This is a genomic window from Streptomyces sp. NBC_00631 (assembly GCF_045206895.1).
Taxonomy (GTDB): Bacteria; Actinomycetota; Actinomycetes; order Streptomycetales; family Streptomycetaceae; genus Streptomyces.
Window position 1 is genome coordinate 7558075 of the sequence record NZ_CP107734.1, and the last position, 18505, is coordinate 7576579.

Genomic DNA, 18505 nt, shown 5'->3' on the forward strand with positions numbered 1-18505 from the left:
CGCCTGACGCGCTGGGGTGGGCCTGACCAGGCCCTGGGAGGGGAGAACCACTTTGAACGAGCGGCCGATATCGGGGGCGTCGGTTCGGGGGGCACGGAGGAAGCAGGGGATGGCGGTCGTCGCCGGTGTCCTGCTCATGGCCGTCACCGCCTGTGGCGGGGGCGGCTCCTCCGGCAAGGGGGCGGACGACGGCAACGCCAAGGACTCCACCACCCAGGCGAGCAAGCAGTCCGTGGCCACCGTCAGCATCAGCCCCAAGTCCGGTGCGACCGGCGTGGACACCAGCGGGGCCCTGAAGGTCACCGCGGCCAAGGGCAAGCTGACCGACGTCGAGGTCAAGGACGCCAAGGGCAACGAGGTCGACGGGGCGATCGCAGCGGGCGGCGCCAGCTGGACGCCCTCGACGCACCTCGCCAATTCCACGAAGTACACGGTGCACGCGGTCGCGAAGGACACCGACGGCCGTGAGTCGGCGGAGGACTCCAGCTTCACGACGCTCACCCCGAAGAACACGTTCATCGGCTACTTCACGCCGGAGGACGGTTCCACGGTCGGCGTCGGCATGCCGTTCTCCATCCGTTTCACCCGGGGCATCACCGACCCGGCCGCGGTCGAGAAGGCGATCACCATCAAGACCGAGCCGGCGGTCGACGTCGAGGGCCACTGGTTCGGCAACGACCGCCTCGACTTCCGCCCCGAGAACTACTGGAAGTCCGGCACGAAGGTCTCCGTCTCCCTCAACCTCAACGGTGTCGAGGGCCGTGACGGGGTGTACGGCGAGCAGGCCAAGACCGTGAAGTTCACGATCGGCCGCAACCAGGTGTCCGTCGTCGACGCCAAGAAGCACACCATGAAGGTCACGCAGGACGGCAAGGTCGTGAAGACCCTCGCGGTCACCACCGGCAAGCCGGGCTACGACACGTGGAACGGCCAGATGGTCATCAGCGAGAAGCTGCGCGTCACGCGCATGAACGGCGAGACGGTCGGCTACGGCGGCGAGTACGACATCAAGGACGTGCCGGACGCGATGCGGCTGACCACGTCCGGCACCTTCATCCACGGCAACTACTGGGGCGGCGACGCCTTCGGCAACTACAACGCGAGCCACGGGTGCGTCGGCCTTCGGGACATCCGGGGCGGGGGCGACCGGGCGCTGCCGGCGGCGTGGTTCTACGACCACTCGATCGTCGGCGACGTGGTGACGGTGAAGCACTCGAACGACCAGACCGTGTCGCCGGACAACGGGCTCAACGGCTGGAACATGTCGTGGAAGGAATGGACCGCGTAGCCGTTCGGCTGCGGGGGTGTGGGGGCTGGTCGCGCCCACACGGCGCAGCCGCATGTCGATACGGTCCCGCGCCCCTGACGGGGCGCTGCTGAACCGGCGTTAACCTGCTGGGCATGACTGTAACCCTCGAAGTCGCCGAAGGTGTCGGTACGATCCGCCTCGACCGGCCGCCCATGAACGCCCTGGACGTTGCCACCCAGGACCGCATCAAGGAGCTGGCCGGAGAGGCCACCCGGCGCGAAGACGTGCGTGCCGTCGTCGTCTACGGCGGCGAGAAGGTCTTCGCGGCGGGAGCCGACATCAAGGAAATGCAGAACATGGACCATGCCGCCATGGTGCTGCGCGCCCGTGATCTGCAGGACTCCTTCAGTGCCGTCGCCCGGATTCCCAAGCCGGTCGTCGCCGCCGTCACCGGGTACGCGCTCGGCGGCGGGTGTGAGCTCGCCCTCTGCGCGGACTACCGCATCGCCGCCGACAACGCCAAGCTCGGGCAGCCCGAGATCCTGCTCGGGCTCATCCCGGGGGCCGGTGGCACCCAGCGGCTGCCCCGGCTCGTCGGCCCGTCGAGGGCCAAGGACCTGATCTTCACGGGCCGTATGGTCAAGGCGGACGAGGCGCTCGCCATCGGCCTCGTCGACCGGGTCGTGCCCGCCGCCGACGTCTACACCGAGGCGCACGCCTGGGCGGCGAAGCTGGCGCAGGGGCCGGCGATCGCGCTGCGGGCCGCCAAGGAGGCGATCGACACCGGCGTCGAGACCGACCTGGAGACGGGACTCGCCGTCGAACGGAACTGGTTCGCCGGACTGTTCGCCACCGAGGACCGGGAGCGCGGGATGCGGAGCTTCGTGGAGGAGGGGCCGGGCAAGGCCAAGTTCCTGTGATCTTCGCCCCGCTGTGAAAGTCCCGAACCGCTTGCAATTGACGCGGTGTCTGATTCCAGGTCCCCCGATGGGGCGGATTACGGGAGCCTTAAGGCAACCCTAAGCCCGCCTTGCCAAGGGGGTCTGGCGATTGCCCGCAGATGGGACGTCTTCGCAGGTCAAGCCAGAGATCGAGGCCGCCGTGATGCCTGCGGCATATGCCGATCACCGGGGGTCGGGCGGAAGTTTTGCGGGGGCGTATTCCTCAGGAACGGCCCCGGAGGGTGCGCTGGGCGGCCATGATGGGGGCATGGCGGGGCTGGAGGGCATCGAACAGCCGCGGGGACACAGCCGTGCGGCCGCGGCACGCTGGTCGCCTGCGGTCGAGGACGAGCGGGCACTCAAGGCGATCGAGCTGTTCGGCAACCCGACGGACGCGGAGGTTCCGCTGCCGTCCCGCCCCGAGTCCGCGGCGACCGCCCGCCGGCTGGCCCAGGTCGTCGTCCTCCGCCAGTGGCGGCTCAGCCCCAAGATGACGGAGGACGTGGTCTTACTCGTCTCCGAACTGGTGGGCAACGCCGTACGGCACACGGGTGCCCGGGTGTTCGGCCTGCGGATGCGCCGCCGCCCCGGGTGGATCCGGGTGGAGGTGCGCGATCCGTCACGGGGGCTGCCCTGCCTGATGCCGGTTCAGGAGACGGACATCAGCGGACGCGGACTGTTCCTGGTGGACAAGCTGTCGGACCGGTGGGGCGTGGACCTGTTGCCCCGCGGCAAGACGACGTGGTTCGAGATGCGGGTGGCCGATCGATAGGGGCCAGGTGAAAGCGCCCGTTCAACCCCCATCGATCCGAGGATTGCAAACACTACCCTTATCGGGTCAATAGCCCACTTTCTTACCTATCCCACTTTAAATGGTGCAGGTGACCCCCACCCACCGACGCGACCTCCTCCGCGCAGGCGCCGCCCTCACCGCCGTAGGCACGCTCGCCGCCGGTTGCGGCACCACCGGTACGGCCACCGCAGCACCTCCCACCACCAGCCCCACCTCACCGTCGGCTTCCCCCCATCGGCTCCCTTTCCAAGTCACCCACGGCCCCCGCACCGCCGCGTCCGTCGCCCTCACCTTCCACGGCCAGGGCGACCCCGCCCTCGCCGACCAGCTCCTCGCCACCGCCGAGCAGCACGACGCCCACCTCACGGTCCTGGCCGTCGGCAGCTGGCTCGACGCCTACCCCGCCATGGCCCGCCGCATCCTGGACGGCGGTCATGACCTGGGCAACCACACCCAGCGGCACATCTCCATCAACGCCATGGCGGAGGCGGACGCCCGCAAGGAGATCACCGACTGCGCGGAGCGGCTGAAGCGGCTCACCGGATCGATCGGGAGGTGGTTCCGCCCCTCCAGGGCGCCGACCGCCTCCCCGCTCGTCGCCCGGCTCGCGGCCGAGGCCGGCTACCCGCACGTGCTGTCGTACGACGTCGACTCGCTCGACTACACCCGGCCCGGCGCGCCGGCCATCACCCGCAAGGTGCTCGCGGAGGTCACGGGCGGCTCGGTGGTGAGCATGCACCTCGGGTATCCGGACACGGTCGCCGCCCTCCCCGCCGTCCTCCAAGAACTCCACCGCCGTGGACTGCGCGCGGTCACCACCACGGAGCTGCTCAGCTGATGCGAACCACGAACGCCGTCCGTCTGCTGTCCACCGGTGCCGTCCTCGCCGCCCTGGCGCTGCTGCCCGCGTGCAGCGGCGGATCCGAGAGCCCCGGGACGCCGGCCGCCGGCACCACCGCGGCTGTGCAGCCGCCGGCGAAGAAGGGGGAACCGGTCGTCGACGGGCTGCCGGGCATGCCCCCGGTCCTCGACCCCGGGGACGTGTACGCCGCCGACCGCCCCGGCAATCTCTCACCCGTGGTGAAGGGCTTCCCGTCCCTGGTCTACGTCCCGAACACCAACTCCGACACGGTCTCGGTCATCGACCCGAAGACGTACCGGGTGATCGGCACCATCCGGGTCGGCCGGCAGCCGCAGCACGTGGTGCCGTCCTGGGACCTGAAGACCCTGTGGGTCAACAACGACCTCGGCAACAGTCTCACCCCCATCGACCCGCGGACCGGCCGGGCCGGGCGGCCGGTCGCCGTGCACGACCCGTACAACCTGTACTTCACGCCCAACGGCAAGTACGCGATCGTGATGGCCTCCAACGACCGCCAGTTGGTCTTCCGGGACGCGCACACCATGCAGACCGTCAAGGCCGTCCCGGTCAGCTGCTACGGCGTGAACCACGCCGACTTCTCCCTGGACGGCCGCTACTTCATCGTCTCCTGCGAGTTCAGCGGCGAACTGCTCAAGGTGGACACCGAGAAGATGAAGGTGCTCCGGCAGGAGAAACTTCCCTTCCACGGGGCGATGCCGCAGGACGTCAAGGTCTCGCCGGACGGCAAGCGGTTCTACATCGCCGACATGATGGCCGACGGGCTGTGGATCCTGAACGGCGACACCTTCGCCAGACCGACCTTCCTGGCCACCGGCAAGGGCGCCCACGGGCTGTACGTCAGCCGGGACTCCCGCCAGATGTACATCTCCAACCGGGGTGAGGGCACCATCTCCGTCTTCGACTTCGCCCAGAACCGGCTGACCGGCAAGTGGCGCCTGCCGGGCGGCGGCAGCCCCGACATGGGCGGGGTGTCGACGGACGGCAAGGTGCTGTGGCTGTCCGGCCGGTACAACTCCGAGGTGTACGCCATCGACACCCGCACCGGCACCGAACTGGCCCGCATCCACGTCGGCAGCGGCCCGCACGGCCTCGCCGTCTACCCACAGCCCGGCCGCTACTCCCTCGGGCACACCGGCATCTTCCGCTGACCAGGGGCGACCACGGGTGACCACCGGCCGGTCGGACACGCCGCCGATCGAGTGACGGTCCCCGGCGGCCCGGCACCGAGCCGACATCGTGCTGCCCATGATCGCCACTCGCCTGCGGCGTGCCGCTGCCGCCGCCCTCTCCCTCGCCGCCGTCCTCGCCACCACCGCCGCCGCCCCCGCCACCGCGCCCACCGCGCCCGCCGCGGCCACGAAGGCCGCCGCCCCCGCCTGCCCCCAGTTCGAGGACAGGATCAAGGCAGCCGCCGACCGCCGCGTCGACGTCGACCGCATCACCCCGACGCCCGTCTGGCGCGCCACCTGCGGCACCCTCTACCGCAGCGACAGCCGGGCGCCCTCGGTCATCTTCGAGGACGGCTTCCTGCCCAAGGACGTCGTCGACGGGCAGTACGACGTGGAGCAGTACGTCCTGGTCAACCAGCCCTCCCCGTACGTCTCCACGACCTACGACCACGACCTGTACAAGACCTGGTACAAGTCCGGCTACAACTACTACATCGACGCGCCCGGCGGCGTCGACGTCAACAAGACCATCGGTGACACCCACAAGTGGGCCGACCAGGTCGAGGTCGCCTTTCCCGGCGGGATCCTGCGCCAGTACGTCATCGGGGTCTGCCCGGTCGACAAGAGGACCAAGACCGAGATCATGGACGACTGCCGGAGCAACCCGAACTACAAGCCCTGGCACTGAGGTCCGTCCTGGTTCACTGAATGGTTCGCTGACTGGCTCACTGCCTGAGCAGCAGCGCCTCGGCGCCGACCGGCACATACCCGGCCGCCTGGAACGCCCGCATGCTGCGGGCGTTCCCCGGGGCGACCTGCGCCCACAGCGGCTCCTCGGTGAGCTGCCGGGCGGCGGTCACCAGGGCCCGGCCCAGCCCCCGTTGCCGGACTCCCTCGTCCACCTCGACCGAGACCTCGACCCGACCCGCCACGCCCCGGCCGAGCACCACCACCCCGCCGTCCGCCGCCCAGGCGCGTACCTCCTCGCGGCGGTTGCGGGCGTAGGCGACCCGGGAGTGGTCCGGCCCGGTGAGCTCGGTCAGCGGGAGGTCCGGGGAGCCGGGGAGCGGGTCGGCGACCAGCAGCGCGTCGATCGTCTCGTGCTCCCGGCCCGTGCGATCCATCAGGGCGGTGAGGAAGCGTGCGTTCATGGTCGCGGCCAACTCGTCGGCGAGGGTCGCGCGCAGGATGCCGCGGACCCACTCCGGGTCCTCGTCCACGAAGACCACCGAGTGCGCGGTGAAGGAGAGGACCCCGGCATCCCGGGCGGACGGCTGCGGCACGACCGTCGTACGGCCGTCGGGAGGCGGGAAGACACCGCGGGCCGCCGCGTCCAGAATGTCCCGCAAGGTCTCCACGCCCGCACTCCTTGAGTCTCCACCCACTGGAAGGCCCACACTCGCAGACATGCTGCGCTATCCGGGGGGCGGCCCCCCAGACCCCCCGTACGACCGCACCGGACTTCTCACCATCGGCGAGCTGGCCAAGGCCACCGGGCTGACCGTGCGCACCATCCGCTACTGGTCCGACGAGGGCGTGCTCACCCCGGTGACCCGCTCCCCGGGCGGCTACCGGCTCTACGACGCCGAGTCGTTCGCCCGCCTGGAGCTGATCCGCACCCTGCGCGAGCTGGGCCTCGGCCTCGGGCATGTGCGCGCGGTGCTCTCCGGTGAGCAGACCGTGGCCGAGGTCGCGGCCGCGCACGTGGCGGCGCTGGACGCGCAGATCAGCTCGCTGAAGGTGACCCGTGCGGTGCTGTCGACCGTGGCGCGACGCGGTTCGAGTGCGGAGGAGATGACGTTCATGAACAAGCTGGCGCGGCTGTCGGCGGCCGAACGGAAACGGATCATGGAGGAGTTCGTGGCGGAGCTGTTCCACGGACTCGACGCCGTGGACCCGGCCATCGAGGAGCGGATGCGTTCCATCGCGGTGGACCTGCCGGAGGAGCCCACCCCCGAGCAGGTGGACGCCTGGGTGGAGCTGGCGGAGATGGTCCAGGACCCGCAGTTCCGGGCGCAGATGCGGCAGGTGATCGAGTTCAACGCCGCGGACCAGGGGCGCTCCGCCGCCCCCGGGCGGTCCACGTGGTTTCCCATGCGGCTGGTGCAGCTGGGCGCCCAGGCCCGCGAGCGGGGAATCGCGCCCGAGTCGCCGGAGGCGGAGGCGATCGTGCGGGAGGTGCTGGGAGGCGGGGACCTGGCCGCCGCACTCGAACGGATGGAGTCGGCGGCCAACGACCGGCTCGCCCGGTACCGGGAGTTGCTGTCCGAGGTGAAGGGTACGGGGCCCGCGGCCGCGCACCGTGCGGAGTTCGCCTGGGTGGTCGCCGCACTGCGCGCTCACGCGGCCGGTTAATCTGGCCTCCGTCAACAGGCAGTAAAGCGTACGAAGGGGCGGATCCGGTGGCGGACATCGAGGAAGCACGCAAGCATTTCGAGCGGATCGATACGGATGGTGACGGCGTCATCACCGCGGCCGAGTTCAAGACCGCCCTGGCCCAGGGTGGCGACTGGAACGTGACCGAGACGGTCGCGGAGGCCATCATCAGGACCCGCGACCTCAACGGCGACAAGGTCCTGTCGTTCGACGAGTTCTGGGCCTACCTGAACAAGTGAGTCGCAGGGGAGGGGGCGCCCGGCTCCTGGAGCGCGGGCGCCCCCTTTCTCATGCCCGGTTCACCGCCGACAGGACCGCGCCGACGGACGCGGCCAGCGGGGAGGAGGCGGTGGCCGCGCCCCAGGCCGTCGTCGTGCCGTTCACCCGGCACTCGGCGAAGGCGTACGGGCCGCTGCCGGTCGCCTCCAGGATCTCCGTGGCGTAGCCGGCGCCGGTCAGCGCGTCCGCGAGGGCGGTCAGCGCGCCGGGACCGGTGCCCTCGTGGTCGCCGGTGCGGTCGGCGGTGCGCAGGGTGCACACGAAGCGGTGCCGGCCCGGCCCCTCCTCGTGCACCGACCAGGAGTCCAGCCGGACCTCGCCGTCGGTGCCGCAGGGCAGGTAGGCGGCGCGGAAGAGGTCGTACAGCTCCTTCGGAGTGGCCTCCCGGCCGCTCGCGTCCGTCACCTCCTGGACGAGGCGCGCGAACTCGGGACGCATCCGTTCCGGCAGGTCGATGCCGTGGTGGGTACGCAAAAGGTAAGCTGAACCGCCCTTTCCTGACTGGGAGTTGACGCGGATAACGGCTTCGTACGAGCGGCCGAGGTCGGCCGGGTCGACCGGCAGGTAGGGGACGGACCAGGGGGCCCGGGACTCAGGCACCGCCAACTCCGCGGCCCGGCGCGCGTGTTCCTCGAATCCCTTGCTGATCGCGTCCTGGTGGGTGCCGGAGAACGCGGTGTGGACCAGCTCGCCGGCGTAGGGGTGGCGGGGGTGCACGGGGAGCCTGTTGCAGGCCTCGACCGTCTCCCGGACCGTGTCGATGTCGCCGAAGTCGACCATGGGATCCACCCCTTGGGCGAACAGGTTGAGGGCGAGGGTGACCAGGTCGACGTTGCCGGTGCGCTCACCGTTGCCGAACAAGCAGCCCTCCACCCTCTGGGCGCCGGCCAGCACGGCGAGTTCGGCGCAGGCGACCCCGGTGCCGCGGTCGTTGTGCGGGTGCACGGAGAGGATCACCGAGTCGCGGCGGGCGAGATGGCGGTGGGCGTACTCGATCTGGTCGGCGTAGACGTTCGGGGTGGCGATCTCGACGGTCGCCGGGAGGTTGTGGGTGACCGGGCGGTCCGGGCTCGCGTCCCACAAGCCGGTGAGCCCGTCGCAGAGTTCGAGGACGAAGTCGGGCTCGGTGAGGTTGTAGGTCTCCGGGGAGAACTGGAATCGGATGCCGGGCGCGTCCTGGGCCCGGCGGGCCATGTGCTCCGCCGCCTCGCGCACCGTCCGCCACACCTCGGCCCGGTCCCGGCGCAGCACCACCTCCCGCCACACGGGAGAGGTGGCGATGTAGAGGTGGACGACGGCCCGCGGCATTCCCTCGATCGCCTCGAAGGTCCGGTCGATCAGGTCCCGCCGGGCCGGGGTGAAGACGACGGGCGTCACATCGCCGGGCACCGCCCCGTCCGTCGCCAGGTGCCGTACGAAGTCGAAGTCGGTCCGGCTCGCGGACGGGTAGCCGACCTCGACCTCCTTGAAGCCCAGCCGCACCAGCAGGTCGAAGAAGCGGCGCTTGCGCGGGGTGTCCATCGGCTCGGCGAGCGCCTGGTTGCCGTCCCGCAGGTCGACCGGCACCCACAGCGGGGCGCGCTCGATCCGGGCGGCGGGCCAGCCGCGGTCGTCCGGCACCGGCACGTGCACCCGCTCCTGGAACGGGCGGTAGCGGTGGTAGGGCATGGGGCTGGGCTGCTGGGGGTTCCACAGAAGGGTCATCGTGCTGCTGCCTCTCGGCGGGGGCCTGTCCTTCGTCTGCGGGTGAGCCGAAAGACAGGCCCCAGGTCGGGCGGTGACCGGCAGCACGGCGACCCGCGGCGGGGTGCCGGTCGGGTCAGGCCCCGCCGCGGCAGCCGAGAAGAAGACCGCGGAACGTCATGGCCGGTACGCTAGCGACTCCTCAGGTCCTCAGACAAGTGAGAATTCCTGTGCAGCGTCCTGGTCCACAGAGGAGTTGGTGACCCCGTATGGCCCTCGGTCCCGTCCGCCCGAGCCCCCTGGTCGAACAGGCCGCCGCCCGGCTGCGCGCGCAGATCACCGGCGGCGCCTGGCCCGTCGGCACCCGGCTGCCCGGGGAGACGACCCTGGCCAAGGAGCTCGGCGTGGGCCGCTCCACGGTCCGCGAGGCGCTGCGCGTGCTCGCCGGCGCCGGGCTGGTGCAGCCCCGGCAGGGCTCGGGCGTCTTCGTGATCGCGACCGAGGCCGCCGAGGACTGGCCGACGCGGCTGCGCCGGGCCGCGGTGACCGACGTGTACGAGGTCCGGACGGCGGTCGAGGTGCACGCGGCCCGGCTCGCGGCGGAGCGCCGTACGGCGGCGGACGTGGCGGCGATCGAGGCGGCCCTGGCCGGCCGCCGGGCCGCCGCGGGCGCGGACGACGCGGTCTTCGTCGACGCCGACATCGCCTTCCACGCGGCGGTGGTCGCCGCCGCCCACAACCCCGTGCTGATCGATCTGTTCGCCGAGTTCAGGCCGGTGCTCCGGGAGGGGCTGATCGAACTCCTGGCGCTGACCGGCCTGCGCGGCACCGACCCGGACACCGGGGACGCGGCCCACGAGGCGCTGGCGCGCGCGGTGTCCGAGGGGGACGCGGACACGGCGGCGGAGGTACTGCGGGCGGAGCTCGCGGACCCGTTCGCGGGGTAGCCGGTGGAGTCGGCGCGCGTGGCCCGGAACCGGGGCCTCGCCCGGTCGGCCCAGCCGTGGAATAGGTCAGGCAGGCCCGGGGTTGTTGCCGCACAGCAGCGTATGTATGCAAGTGCATGGACTCTCGGAAGGTGTGTCATGAAGATCGGCATCATCGGCGCGGGCAACATCGGCGGCAACCTCACCCGGCGGCTGACCGCCCTCGGGCACGACGTGTCCGTGGCGAACTCCCGGGGCCCCGAGACCCTGGCCGAACTGGCCGGGGAGACGGGCGCGACGGCGGTACGGGCCGAGGAGGCGGCGCGCGGCGCGGAGGTCGTGGTGGTCACCGTCCCGGTGAAGGCGGTCCCGAACCTGCCGTCCGGCCTCCTGGACGGCGCCGCGGAGAACGTCGCCGTGATCGACACCAACAACTACTACCCGCGGGAGCGGGACGGCCGGATCGCCGGCATCGAGGACGAGGGCATCGCGGAGAGCCGGTGGACCGAGCGGCAGATCGGCCACCCCGTGATCAAGGCCTTCAACGGCACCTTCGCGCAGGACATCCTGGACCGCGGCCGCCCCGCCGGGGACCCCGAGCGCCAGGCCCTCCCGGTCTCCGGCGACGACGAGGCCGCCAAGCGGGTCGTCCTCGCACTGATCGACGAACTCGGCTTCGACACGGTCGACAACGGCGGCATCGACGACTCCTGGCGCCAGCAGCCGGGCACCCCCGTGTACGGCCTGCGCGCCGGCGTCGAAGGCGTACGCAAGGCCCTGGCGGAGGCGTCCCCGGAGCGCCCGGAGGGCTTCCGCGGCTGACGGCACCGGAGAGTTCGGCGGGTCCGGTCCCAGGCGCTCAGTCCCCCTTCGCCGCCCAGGCCTTGAGGGCGGCCTTGTCGGCGAAGTCCGCGACGTTCTTGTCGTGCGGGTCGCTGGTGTACTGGTGGAAAAGCCAGTGGGCCTTGATGCGGGGGTGACCGGCGCTGACGTAGTCGGCGATCCAGAGGCCGTCGCCGGCGTACGAGGTGTTGTCGACGTTCAGCCAGAAGTTCCGGTTGGTGTACAGCACGACCCGGTGGCTGGGCCGCAGCTTCTTCACCTTGCGGATGAAGGAGTCCTTCTCGGCGTTGCTCGCGTGGGTGCCGTCGCCGGTGGTCTCCCAGTCGACGGCGAGGATCTCGCCCGCCTTCTCGGGGGCGTGCTGGACGAAGTACTCGGCCTGGGCGGTGAGGTTGCCGGGCCAGAGGAAGTGGTAGTAGCCGACGACCAGTCCGGCGTCGCGTCCGGTCTTCGTCTGGGCGGCGAGTTTGGGGTTGACGTACGAATGCCCCTCCGTCGCCTTGATGAAGACGAAGGAGAGGCCGTCCGTGCCGTAGGCCGAGGACTGATACGCGCTCACGTCGATTCCGTGCAGCATGTGGAGGCTCCCTGGGTGCCAGTGGGGTGACACGAGTTGCAACTGCGTATGTCGTATTCCCCGACTCGCCGTGACGGATCCGCGTGGGCGCGTGAATTGTCAGCCGCGGGCCGCCGCCTCGCCGAGCACGGCCGCCGACTTCGTCGACCAGTCGGAGGTGATGATGCTGGCGTGGTCCGCGGCGAGCAGGGCCAGCCGGGCCGCGACCTCGGCGTCCGTCGGAGCGGTCGAGGAGATCGCCGGTGAGACGTTGTAGGCGTCCGTCATGATCAGGATGTAGTGGTTCGTGGCGTAGAACGAGGTGTCGTAGCCGTTGTTCACGTACGTCGCCGCGTCGCCGTCGAAGAACACGAACCAGGGCCGGATGGAGGAGTCGTACCTGCTGGTCCGGGGATCCCCGTTCGCGGCGCCCAGCACGGCCGGGAAGGCCTGGGCCTGGGAGATGTTCCCGGCCGCGTACAGATCGCGCAGGTGGTCCCCGTACTCCTCGTCCGTCCAGTAGTGGTCGAACGGGTTGGCCTCCTCCACCGTGCCCGGGATCAGCTCGAAGACGAACTTGCCCTTGAGCTGGTCACGGGTGGGCCAGGCGTCCGCCTTGGCGGCGGCGTCGAGCGTGGAATACGACGAGCCGAGCAGGTCGGCCGGCTTGTACACGCTGCTGCCGAGCTTCTGCGAGACGAGCGTGTCGAACGCGCTCGGCCCGAGGCCGATGGTCTGGTTGAACCCGACCTTCATCTCGACCTTGACGACGACGGGCGCGTGGTCCGGGTGCAGTTGCTCCCAGGCCGCCATGTTGTCGAGGCAGCTGCCGAGGTCCTGGCTGGTGCTCTGGCTGTACAACTGGCTCGGGGTGTTGGCGTGTTCGCAGTTGTTGTCGTCGCCCCACGGGTTGCTGTGACTGACCCGCCACCGCTTGCTGATGCTGTCGACGTACACGTCCAGCTCCAGCAGTGACGCGCCGGAGTCCAGGGCCTGCGCCCAGTAGGTGTACTTGTCCTTCTCGTACGCGTTGTGCGTGCCGACGGTGGTGGTCGCGGAGAACTTCGCCGTGTTCAGGTCCGTGTCCGCGTGCGCGGCGGAGCCCGCCATCACGAACAAGGCCCCGGCACCCACGACCGCCGCCAGCCGTCTCAGTACACGCATGACCCAACTCCCTAGGGTTGGTGGTGAGTTGGCGGCAGCGTAGAAGCAAGTGGTTACTGAGTGGTAGCCCCTGGGGGAACATCGGCCTCCGGAACTCCCGCGGGACTCGGGAGGCCGCACGTACGCTGGCCGCGTGCCGAGGCCGAGTCCCGAGGAGGTGTTGGCGGATGGGAACGGTGGCGGGACGGCGGCCCACGGGTCTGTTCGTGGGGCTGTGCACCCTGGACGTCATCCAGCTGGTGGACCGGGTACCGGGTCCGGACGAGAAGCTGACGGCCCGTGACCAGGTGGCCGCCGCGGGCGGTCCGGCCACGGGCGCGGCCGTGACCTTCGGCCACCTGGGCGGCCTGCCCCGGCTGCTCACGGGCCTCGGTTCCCATCCGCTGGCGCGCGGCGTCCGGGCGGACCTCGACGCGCTCGGCGTGCGCGTCTCGGACCTGGCCGCCGAGCGCGAGGACCCGCCCGCGGTCTCCTCGATCCTGGTGACCGCGTCGACCGGAGAGCGCGCGGTCGCCTCGACCAACGCGACCGGGCACCGGCTGCGGGCCCCGGCCGACCTTGAGGAGCTGGTGATGTCGTCGCGGGTCGCCGAGTTCGACGGGCATCACATGGAACTGGCCGTCGACGTCGCGGACCTGGCCCGCCGGGCCGGCCGGCTCACCGTCCTCGACGCGGGCAGCTGGAAGGACGGCACGGAGCGGCTGCTGGCGTCGACCGACGTCGCCGTGTGCTCGGCGGACTTCCACCCACCCGGCGCCGGCACGCCCGCCGAGACCCTGGACTTCCTCCAGGACCACGGGGTGACCTGGGCGGCGGTCACCGGCGGCGGGGCGCCGATCGTGTGGGCGGGCCCCGGCGGTGGTGGCCTCGTCGAGGTCCCGGAGACCCGCGTGGTGGACACGCTGGGCGCGGGCGACGTCCTGCACGGTGCCCTCGCCTACCACCTGAGCGGACCCGACCGCATCGACGGCCCGGCCTTCACCGAAGCCCTGGCCCGGGCCGCCGCGGTGGCCTCCCGCGCCTGCGCCTCCTTCGGCACACGCGCGTGGCTGACCGCGGACTGACCGGCGATCCCGAGCGACCCCTCAGGCCGGCACTCGTCCCCCGGCAGCCCTGCTCGACGCCGTCACCGCTGGACGCGGCCTTGATCTCTACCTCCGGTTCAACGGAGCGGCGGTGGCGGTGGCGGTGGCGGTGGGCCTGGGCAGGCGGGTGGGTGAGGTCGGGGTCGAACGGTCCGGTGACGGCGCCTCGGCGGCGCGGGAGGGGGCGGGGGAGGGGGCGTGGGTCGGGGGCGGGTGCACAGTCGTCGCCGGGTGCGAGCTGCCGTCGCTCCCATGCGCTGAGGAGTCGAGGAGATTGCCCGTCGCCTCGACCGCGGCGCCGCAGACGAGCAGCGTCGCGGCCAGCGCGGTCAGTCCGACGGAGGCGCGAAGTGTCCGGGACGACGCGGAACGCGGGTCGACGTCCGTCATCAGTCCACGTATTCCTGGGCGACCTGGACGTAGTCGAAACCCTTGACGTCGGTGGCGATCTGCATCTGACCGGTCTTCGACGAGGCGATCAGGGTGTTGAGCAGACCGGTGATCGCCGCGCTCAGCGCCGACTCGGTGTCCGAACCGTCGGCGATGAACAGCGCCTTGGTCGCCACCTGTTCCAGCACGTCGCGTTTCGCGCCGCCGAAACCGTAGGCGATCACGTGCGGGTGGCGCGGCCAGTCCCTGTCCACCAGCTTGCGGAAGGAACTGTGCCAGTGCGCGTCGGTCGGACCGCCGTCGGTCAGGAAGAAGACCGTCGGCCGCAGGACGCTGAAGTTCTGCGTCCTCAGGTTGCTGACGTCCTGTTCGATGCACTCCCGCACCCGGTCGAAGGTCTTGCCGTACTCCGTCCGCCCGCCGCAGAGCACCTCGGGCATGGCCGGCACCTGCTCCATGTCCGACATCGGGATGACCACGTGCACATCGGTGGAGAAGGCGACCACGCTGACGCGGGCGAACTCCGAGACCCTGGGATTGGTCGCCAGGTTGTAGTGCAGACGGGAGAGGGTCGCGTTGAGCACTGCCTCGTGCTCCTTCATCGACGAGGACGCGTCGATCACCACGTAGGTGGGCAGACAGAGCGACATGGTGCACCTCTGAGCTAGTGGTTGGAGGCGATGACGAACAGCAGGATCACGGCTATGACGAGAACGAGAATCCAGCCGGCCTGCGGACCGGTCTCAGGCGCCTTGGAGGGCGCCGACTCCGGTTTCTGCACGGGCTTGCGGGCCTCGGCGGGGGGCTGCGGGACCGGAGGCTGCCTGGGCAGCGCGGGCAGAGCCGTGCGCGTCGGACGTGGCACGGTCCTGAGATAGGGGCCGCCGCTCAGCGCCTGACTCAGCTGAGCGGCCGAGGGCCGTCGCTCGCGGTCGGTCGCGAGCAGCATGTCGAGCAGTACCTCGGAGACGGCGGGCTGGTTCTGCCAGAGGGACGCGGCGACGGTGTGGAAGGCACGTGCGTCACGTTGGCCCGTCATGCATTTCGCGACGAGCAGTCCGAGCCGGTAGCGGTCGGTGTACTCGTCCGCGTCGGTGCCCGGCGGCGTGAGTGGGTCGGCCCAGTTCGGCTGGTGGAGGTCAGGCATCTTCTTCGGCTGACAGCCGTCGACGTCGATGAGGTAGACGGAGCGCTGATCCGGGCTCCAGAAGGCGTTGGAGAACGACCAGTCCGAGTAGACCAGGCCCAGCCTCTCCAGGATCGCGGCGAGCTCCGTCAGCCGGCGACAGGCGGCCAGCCTGCCCGCGAAGCCGGGGGACGGCAGTCCGACGCCCCGGATCGACTCGTCGGACTTCGCCAGCCAGTCGATCTCCACGAAGCGCCGATCGCTGAACTCGCCGCGGCGCAGCTCGGCACGGTACTGCTCGGGTGCCATCGGGATCACGCAGCCGACTGCCGGGTTGCCGGCCTCGTGGATCCGGGCCGCGGGCCAGCACGTGCCGGCGTACAGGACCGCACGATCCGCCTCCGGCAGCGTGCCCGGAGCCGAGATCAGCAGGTCGAGCCGATGGGCGTCCTCCGGGTGCTGGTCCGGCCGGTAGAGCTTGGCCAGCCAGCCCGGATGGTCCATCAGTGGCCTCACGGCGACGGCCTGGCCGTTGTGTTCGGAGATCGGGGCGGCCAGTGGTCCGAGATCGCTGACGCCCATGGTCCGTGGCAACAGCCAGCCCCGCGGATCGGCCGCCGGGGCGTCGCCGTCGCCGGCATTGTCGTCGGCGCCGTCGACGAGGTGGGGTTCTGTCATGCCCGGTCACCGTTCCACATCACCACGGCGGTGCGGTCGTCAAGGCACTGCGGTGCGTCGAAGCCGACGTCGGCGGTGAACCGCGTGGCAGGGACCGGCGAGCGCCAGGCGTTCGCGAAGTACTCGTTGACGTTGCCCGCCGGGTCCGCCCACGCGTCGCCGATCCCGTCCGTGACCAGGGCGAGGGCGGCGCCGGGAGCCAGCGTGACGTAGTGGTCCCTGACCAGTTGCGGTGTGTCCGGCAGCCGCCCGGCGACCTCGTTCGAGACCACCGCGGCCGCTCGGTCCTTGGCCTCGCCGGCCAAGAACCGCCACAGCGGGACGTGCGGGTCGAGTGTCCAGGCCGAACTGTCGCCGAGCCACGCGACCCAGGCCCGCGCGACGCCGTTCGCGTCCGGCTCGGCGAGCACCGCGGTGATCAGCACGGTGGCCAGGTGCGAGGTGCCGACGCCGCGGCCGGCCGCGTAGGCGGCGATCGATTCCGCGATCCGCCCGTACAGCTCCTTGGCATCGAGCCCGCCGAAACCCACTGCCTCGATCTGCTCGCGCAGCAGGGTGACGGCCTGGCTGGAGGCCGTGGTGGCCCCGGCGTCGGACCAGGCCGCACTGGACAGGCCGTCGGCCACGGCCACGATCGCGTACCGGCTGTCCCGGCTTCGCCCGATCCGGTACGAGTCCTGGCGCGGCTCGGCGGGCCGGCCGCAACGGTGGCCGGGCCCGATGACGGAGGCCGCGCGGATGGTGAAGGCACCGACCGTGGCCTCGTCGGCGGCGATCCCGTTCTGTACCGTGCGCTCCGGCAGCAGCCAGGGATAGCCCTGGGCACGGGCGCCGTCGCCGAAGCGGGGGACGCTCAGGTCGGTCGGCCGCTCGCGCAGGAACGGCCGGGGCCTCGGGGTCTGGGACTGCGGCGCCGCCGGTCCTGTGACGTAGCGGCAGATCGGAACCGCTGTGCCGGGCCGGGGTTCCGGTGCGAGCCGATCCCGCTGGAGGGCCGGTGCCGCGGTGGACTCGGACCCCAGCACGGCCGCCGCGCCGACGACACCGACTGCCGCGAGGGCGAACACGTCCACCAGCGGGCCGTACCGTCGATGCTCCGTGCTGACCTCGACGAAGGCCCCGATGACGACGGCCACGAGCAGCACCGCCCGCAACCGTCCGCCCATGAGGCCGTCTCGCCGGCCGGCGTCCCCGCTCACTGCCGTTCCCCGGCGTCGCGGGATGTCGGCCCGGAGGCAATGTGCTGAGTGCCGTGCTGCACCGCGAACACCTCACCTGACCGGGTGGCGGAATTGACCTGGATCACGATGTCCGGCCTTTCCGGGGTTCGCAGCGAAGCCAGGGTCATGACGTCCTGGGCGAGATCCGGGTTCTGGTCGAGCAGCCGGCACAGAGCCTCGGTCCAGTAGTTCACGGCACCGACGTCGACCGCTCCCCTCGTGGCGGTCGACTGCCGGTTCAGCGCTTCCGACAGCTCGTCGCGGCGGCTGCCCCGAGCCTGTGCGATGACGCGGCTCATCAGCCCTTTCGCCTCCTGCCAGAGATCGGTGCCCATGGTGGAGACCAGAGCGGTGGCGCCGCTCGCGGCCAGCTCGGCGATTTCCTCGTTCATCAGCGGTGTCAACCTCGGGCGTTGTGGCGGACGTACTGGTCGCCTCGGTGGACGGCGAAGACCGTGCCGTTTCCCGTGGCCTGGACGAACTGATCCGAGGCCCGTGGCTCGGGCTGCTCGACGGAGCCGGAATCGCGGCCGGAAGCGATCTGCGGCCCGACGGGGCTGCCCGGGTACCAGAGCCAGGCCCGCGCGGCGTACTCCTTGACCCGGACGTCGGCCGCGGTGAAGGCGTCGGCTTCGAGCCCCTCGTGGCCGTGCCCGACTGTCTCCTCGTAGAAGTGGTGCGAAAGGATCGCGGCCAGCGGGGTGCCGCCGGTACCGGCCTGCGTCGCGTGCCGCAGCGGGACCGAGTCGAGCAGCCTGGCCAGCGCCTCGAAGGGGGCGCCGGAGACGGTGCCGTCCGGATCGAGCCGGATCTCTCCCGCGTGTGCCGCGGCCCGCACCCGCAGCCGGGTGTCCGCGTCGGCGTGCCGGTTGTGCTCACGGATCCGGGAGCCCAGCTCCGGGAGCAGCGGAACCAGCAGTCCGGCCTTGGGCAGTGCGGCCGGTGCGACGAGCCGGCAGCCGTCGCCGGTGTCCACGTACGCGAAGTCCCGCGCGTCCAGATCCGCCATGCCCAGGGCGTCGGCCAGCGCGGAACGCAGAACTCTGCGGATCTCCTGCAGCCGCTGCTCGCCGCGGCCCGCGGAGCCCGCGATGTCGCACGCCAGCAGGGCTCGGTATTCGTACCTCGGATTCACGGTTCCTCC

Annotated in this window: 21 protein-coding genes; 11 read left to right on the forward strand and 10 right to left on the reverse strand. The window is 71.1% G+C overall.

Going from position 1 to position 18505, the window contains the following annotated elements; translation table 11 throughout:
* The first annotated feature begins 52 nt into the window (after nt 1-52).
* The 6 genes from OHB00_RS34885 to OHB00_RS34910 all read left to right on the forward strand — a co-directional run bounded on the left by OHB00_RS34885 (nt 53) and on the right by OHB00_RS34910 (nt 5723).
* Nucleotides 53-1288: an Ig-like domain-containing protein gene (locus OHB00_RS34885; RefSeq protein WP_406440767.1), complete on the forward strand. Its 1236-nt coding sequence runs from the start codon at nt 53-55 to the stop codon at nt 1286-1288.
* 113 nt (nt 1289-1401) lie between these two features.
* Nucleotides 1402-2169 (forward strand): enoyl-CoA hydratase/isomerase family protein, encoded by a 768-nt coding sequence (locus tag OHB00_RS34890; RefSeq protein ID WP_406440769.1) that lies wholly within the window; start codon nt 1402-1404, stop codon nt 2167-2169.
* A 289-nt stretch (nt 2170-2458) separates the two neighbouring features.
* Nucleotides 2459-2962 (forward strand): ATP-binding protein, encoded by a 504-nt coding sequence (locus OHB00_RS34895; protein WP_406440771.1) that lies wholly within the window; start codon nt 2459-2461, stop codon nt 2960-2962.
* Between the two features lie 100 nt (nt 2963-3062).
* Nucleotides 3063-3821 carry a polysaccharide deacetylase family protein gene (locus OHB00_RS34900; protein ID WP_406440773.1) on the forward strand — a complete coding sequence of 253 codons (759 nt, stop codon included), beginning with the start codon at nt 3063-3065 and terminating at the stop codon, nt 3819-3821.
* Complete coding sequence (locus OHB00_RS34905; RefSeq protein WP_406440775.1) at nt 3821-5014, forward strand: beta-propeller fold lactonase family protein; 1194 nt, start codon at nt 3821-3823, stop codon at nt 5012-5014. Before OHB00_RS34900 ends, OHB00_RS34905 begins: the two co-directional genes overlap by 1 nt.
* 97 nt (nt 5015-5111) lie before the next feature.
* Nucleotides 5112-5723: an ADP-ribosyltransferase gene (locus OHB00_RS34910; protein WP_406440776.1), complete on the forward strand. Its 612-nt coding sequence runs from the start codon at nt 5112-5114 to the stop codon at nt 5721-5723.
* 37 nt (nt 5724-5760) lie between these two features.
* Here the strand turns inward: OHB00_RS34910 and OHB00_RS34915 are convergent, their stop codons facing one another.
* Nucleotides 5761-6393, reverse strand: a complete 633-nt coding sequence (locus OHB00_RS34915) for a GNAT family N-acetyltransferase (protein WP_406440777.1) — start codon at nt 6391-6393, stop codon at nt 5761-5763.
* A gap of 49 nt (nt 6394-6442) precedes the next feature.
* On the opposite strand from OHB00_RS34915, the gene OHB00_RS34920 reads away from it, so the two are divergent.
* Nucleotides 6443-7390, forward strand: a complete 948-nt coding sequence (locus OHB00_RS34920; protein ID WP_406440778.1) for a MerR family transcriptional regulator — start codon at nt 6443-6445, stop codon at nt 7388-7390.
* 47 nt (nt 7391-7437) lie between these two features.
* Nucleotides 7438-7650 carry an EF-hand domain-containing protein gene (locus OHB00_RS34925; protein ID WP_406440780.1) on the forward strand — a complete coding sequence of 71 codons (213 nt, stop codon included), beginning with the start codon at nt 7438-7440 and terminating at the stop codon, nt 7648-7650.
* A gap of 49 nt (nt 7651-7699) precedes the next feature.
* Here OHB00_RS34925 and OHB00_RS34930 read toward each other — a convergent pair whose 3' ends face one another.
* A complete protein-coding gene (locus OHB00_RS34930) occupies nt 7700-9394 on the reverse strand; it encodes a 2-isopropylmalate synthase (RefSeq protein ID WP_406440782.1) in 1695 nt (564 codons plus the stop codon).
* Between the two features lie 248 nt (nt 9395-9642).
* Between OHB00_RS34930 and OHB00_RS34935 the strand changes: the two genes are divergently transcribed.
* Together OHB00_RS34935 and OHB00_RS34940 are read left to right on the forward strand one after the other, a co-directional pair.
* The gene (locus OHB00_RS34935; RefSeq protein WP_406440783.1) at nt 9643-10320 is read left to right on the forward strand and encodes a FadR/GntR family transcriptional regulator; all 678 of its coding nucleotides are present in this window, start codon (nt 9643-9645) and stop codon (nt 10318-10320) included.
* A gap of 138 nt (nt 10321-10458) precedes the next feature.
* Nucleotides 10459-11121, forward strand: coding sequence for an NADPH-dependent F420 reductase (locus tag OHB00_RS34940; RefSeq protein WP_406440785.1), 663 nt, complete (start codon nt 10459-10461; stop codon nt 11119-11121).
* A gap of 37 nt (nt 11122-11158) precedes the next feature.
* Here OHB00_RS34940 and OHB00_RS34945 read toward each other — a convergent pair whose 3' ends face one another.
* Both OHB00_RS34945 and OHB00_RS34950 read right to left on the reverse strand, forming a co-directional pair.
* Entirely contained in the window at nt 11159-11719 is a 561-nt protein-coding gene (locus tag OHB00_RS34945) for a glycoside hydrolase family 25 protein (RefSeq protein WP_406440787.1), read from the reverse strand.
* 99 nt (nt 11720-11818) lie between these two features.
* On the reverse strand, nt 11819-12862 hold the full coding sequence (locus tag OHB00_RS34950; RefSeq protein ID WP_406440789.1) for a phosphatidylinositol-specific phospholipase C domain-containing protein: 1044 nt from the start codon (nt 12860-12862) through the stop codon (nt 11819-11821).
* A gap of 167 nt (nt 12863-13029) precedes the next feature.
* Here OHB00_RS34950 and OHB00_RS34955 point away from each other — a divergent pair, with 167 nt between their 5' ends.
* The gene (locus tag OHB00_RS34955) at nt 13030-13926 is read left to right on the forward strand and encodes a PfkB family carbohydrate kinase (RefSeq protein WP_406440791.1); all 897 of its coding nucleotides are present in this window, start codon (nt 13030-13032) and stop codon (nt 13924-13926) included.
* Nucleotides 13927-14013: 87 nt separating this feature from the next.
* Here the strand turns inward: OHB00_RS34955 and OHB00_RS34960 are convergent, their stop codons facing one another.
* The 6 genes from OHB00_RS34960 to OHB00_RS34985 are packed head-to-tail and all read right to left on the reverse strand — an operon-like array spanning nt 14014 to nt 18496.
* Nucleotides 14014-14337: a hypothetical protein gene (locus OHB00_RS34960; RefSeq protein WP_406440793.1), complete on the reverse strand. Its 324-nt coding sequence runs from the start codon at nt 14335-14337 to the stop codon at nt 14014-14016.
* A complete protein-coding gene (locus tag OHB00_RS34965) occupies nt 14337-14987 on the reverse strand; it encodes a vWA domain-containing protein (RefSeq protein WP_406440795.1) in 651 nt (216 codons plus the stop codon). The genes OHB00_RS34960 and OHB00_RS34965 overlap by 1 nt, the downstream gene beginning before the upstream one ends.
* A gap of 14 nt (nt 14988-15001) precedes the next feature.
* Entirely contained in the window at nt 15002-16141 is a 1140-nt protein-coding gene (locus OHB00_RS34970) for a hypothetical protein (protein ID WP_406440797.1), read from the reverse strand.
* Nucleotides 16138-17340 carry a protein phosphatase 2C domain-containing protein gene (locus OHB00_RS34975; RefSeq protein WP_406440799.1) on the reverse strand — a complete coding sequence of 401 codons (1203 nt, stop codon included), beginning with the start codon at nt 17338-17340 and terminating at the stop codon, nt 16138-16140. The genes OHB00_RS34970 and OHB00_RS34975 overlap by 4 nt, the downstream gene beginning before the upstream one ends.
* A complete protein-coding gene (locus tag OHB00_RS34980; RefSeq protein WP_406440801.1) occupies nt 17337-17765 on the reverse strand; it encodes a hypothetical protein in 429 nt (142 codons plus the stop codon). Before OHB00_RS34980 ends, OHB00_RS34975 begins: the two co-directional genes overlap by 4 nt.
* Nucleotides 17762-18496, reverse strand: a complete 735-nt coding sequence (locus tag OHB00_RS34985; protein ID WP_406440802.1) for a hypothetical protein — start codon at nt 18494-18496, stop codon at nt 17762-17764. The genes OHB00_RS34980 and OHB00_RS34985 overlap by 4 nt, the downstream gene beginning before the upstream one ends.
* Nucleotides 18497-18505 lie beyond the last annotated feature (9 nt).

Excerpts from the sequence above, each read along its gene's own strand:
- OHB00_RS34890 (WP_406440769.1), top strand. The coding sequence starts at position 1,402 with ATGACTGTAACCCTCGAAGTCGCCGAAGGTGTCGGTACGATCCGCCTC.
- OHB00_RS34895 (WP_406440771.1), top strand. The coding sequence starts at position 2,459 with ATGGCGGGGCTGGAGGGCATCGAACAGCCGCGGGGACACAGCCGTGCG.
- OHB00_RS34900 (WP_406440773.1), top strand. The coding sequence starts at position 3,063 with ATGGTGCAGGTGACCCCCACCCACCGACGCGACCTCCTCCGCGCAGGC.
- OHB00_RS34905 (WP_406440775.1), top strand. The coding sequence starts at position 3,821 with ATGCGAACCACGAACGCCGTCCGTCTGCTGTCCACCGGTGCCGTCCTC.
- OHB00_RS34910 (WP_406440776.1), top strand. The coding sequence starts at position 5,112 with ATGATCGCCACTCGCCTGCGGCGTGCCGCTGCCGCCGCCCTCTCCCTC.
- OHB00_RS34920 (WP_406440778.1), top strand. The coding sequence starts at position 6,443 with ATGCTGCGCTATCCGGGGGGCGGCCCCCCAGACCCCCCGTACGACCGC.
- OHB00_RS34930 (WP_406440782.1), bottom strand. The coding sequence starts at position 9,394 with ATGACCCTTCTGTGGAACCCCCAGCAGCCCAGCCCCATGCCCTACCAC.
- OHB00_RS34935 (WP_406440783.1), top strand. The coding sequence starts at position 9,643 with ATGGCCCTCGGTCCCGTCCGCCCGAGCCCCCTGGTCGAACAGGCCGCC.
- OHB00_RS34940 (WP_406440785.1), top strand. The coding sequence starts at position 10,459 with ATGAAGATCGGCATCATCGGCGCGGGCAACATCGGCGGCAACCTCACC.
- OHB00_RS34945 (WP_406440787.1), bottom strand. The coding sequence starts at position 11,719 with ATGCTGCACGGAATCGACGTGAGCGCGTATCAGTCCTCGGCCTACGGC.
- OHB00_RS34950 (WP_406440789.1), bottom strand. The coding sequence starts at position 12,862 with ATGCGTGTACTGAGACGGCTGGCGGCGGTCGTGGGTGCCGGGGCCTTG.
- OHB00_RS34955 (WP_406440791.1), top strand. The coding sequence starts at position 13,030 with ATGGGAACGGTGGCGGGACGGCGGCCCACGGGTCTGTTCGTGGGGCTG.
- OHB00_RS34960 (WP_406440793.1), bottom strand. The coding sequence starts at position 14,337 with ATGACGGACGTCGACCCGCGTTCCGCGTCGTCCCGGACACTTCGCGCC.
- OHB00_RS34965 (WP_406440795.1), bottom strand. The coding sequence starts at position 14,987 with ATGTCGCTCTGTCTGCCCACCTACGTGGTGATCGACGCGTCCTCGTCG.
- OHB00_RS34970 (WP_406440797.1), bottom strand. The coding sequence starts at position 16,141 with ATGACAGAACCCCACCTCGTCGACGGCGCCGACGACAATGCCGGCGAC.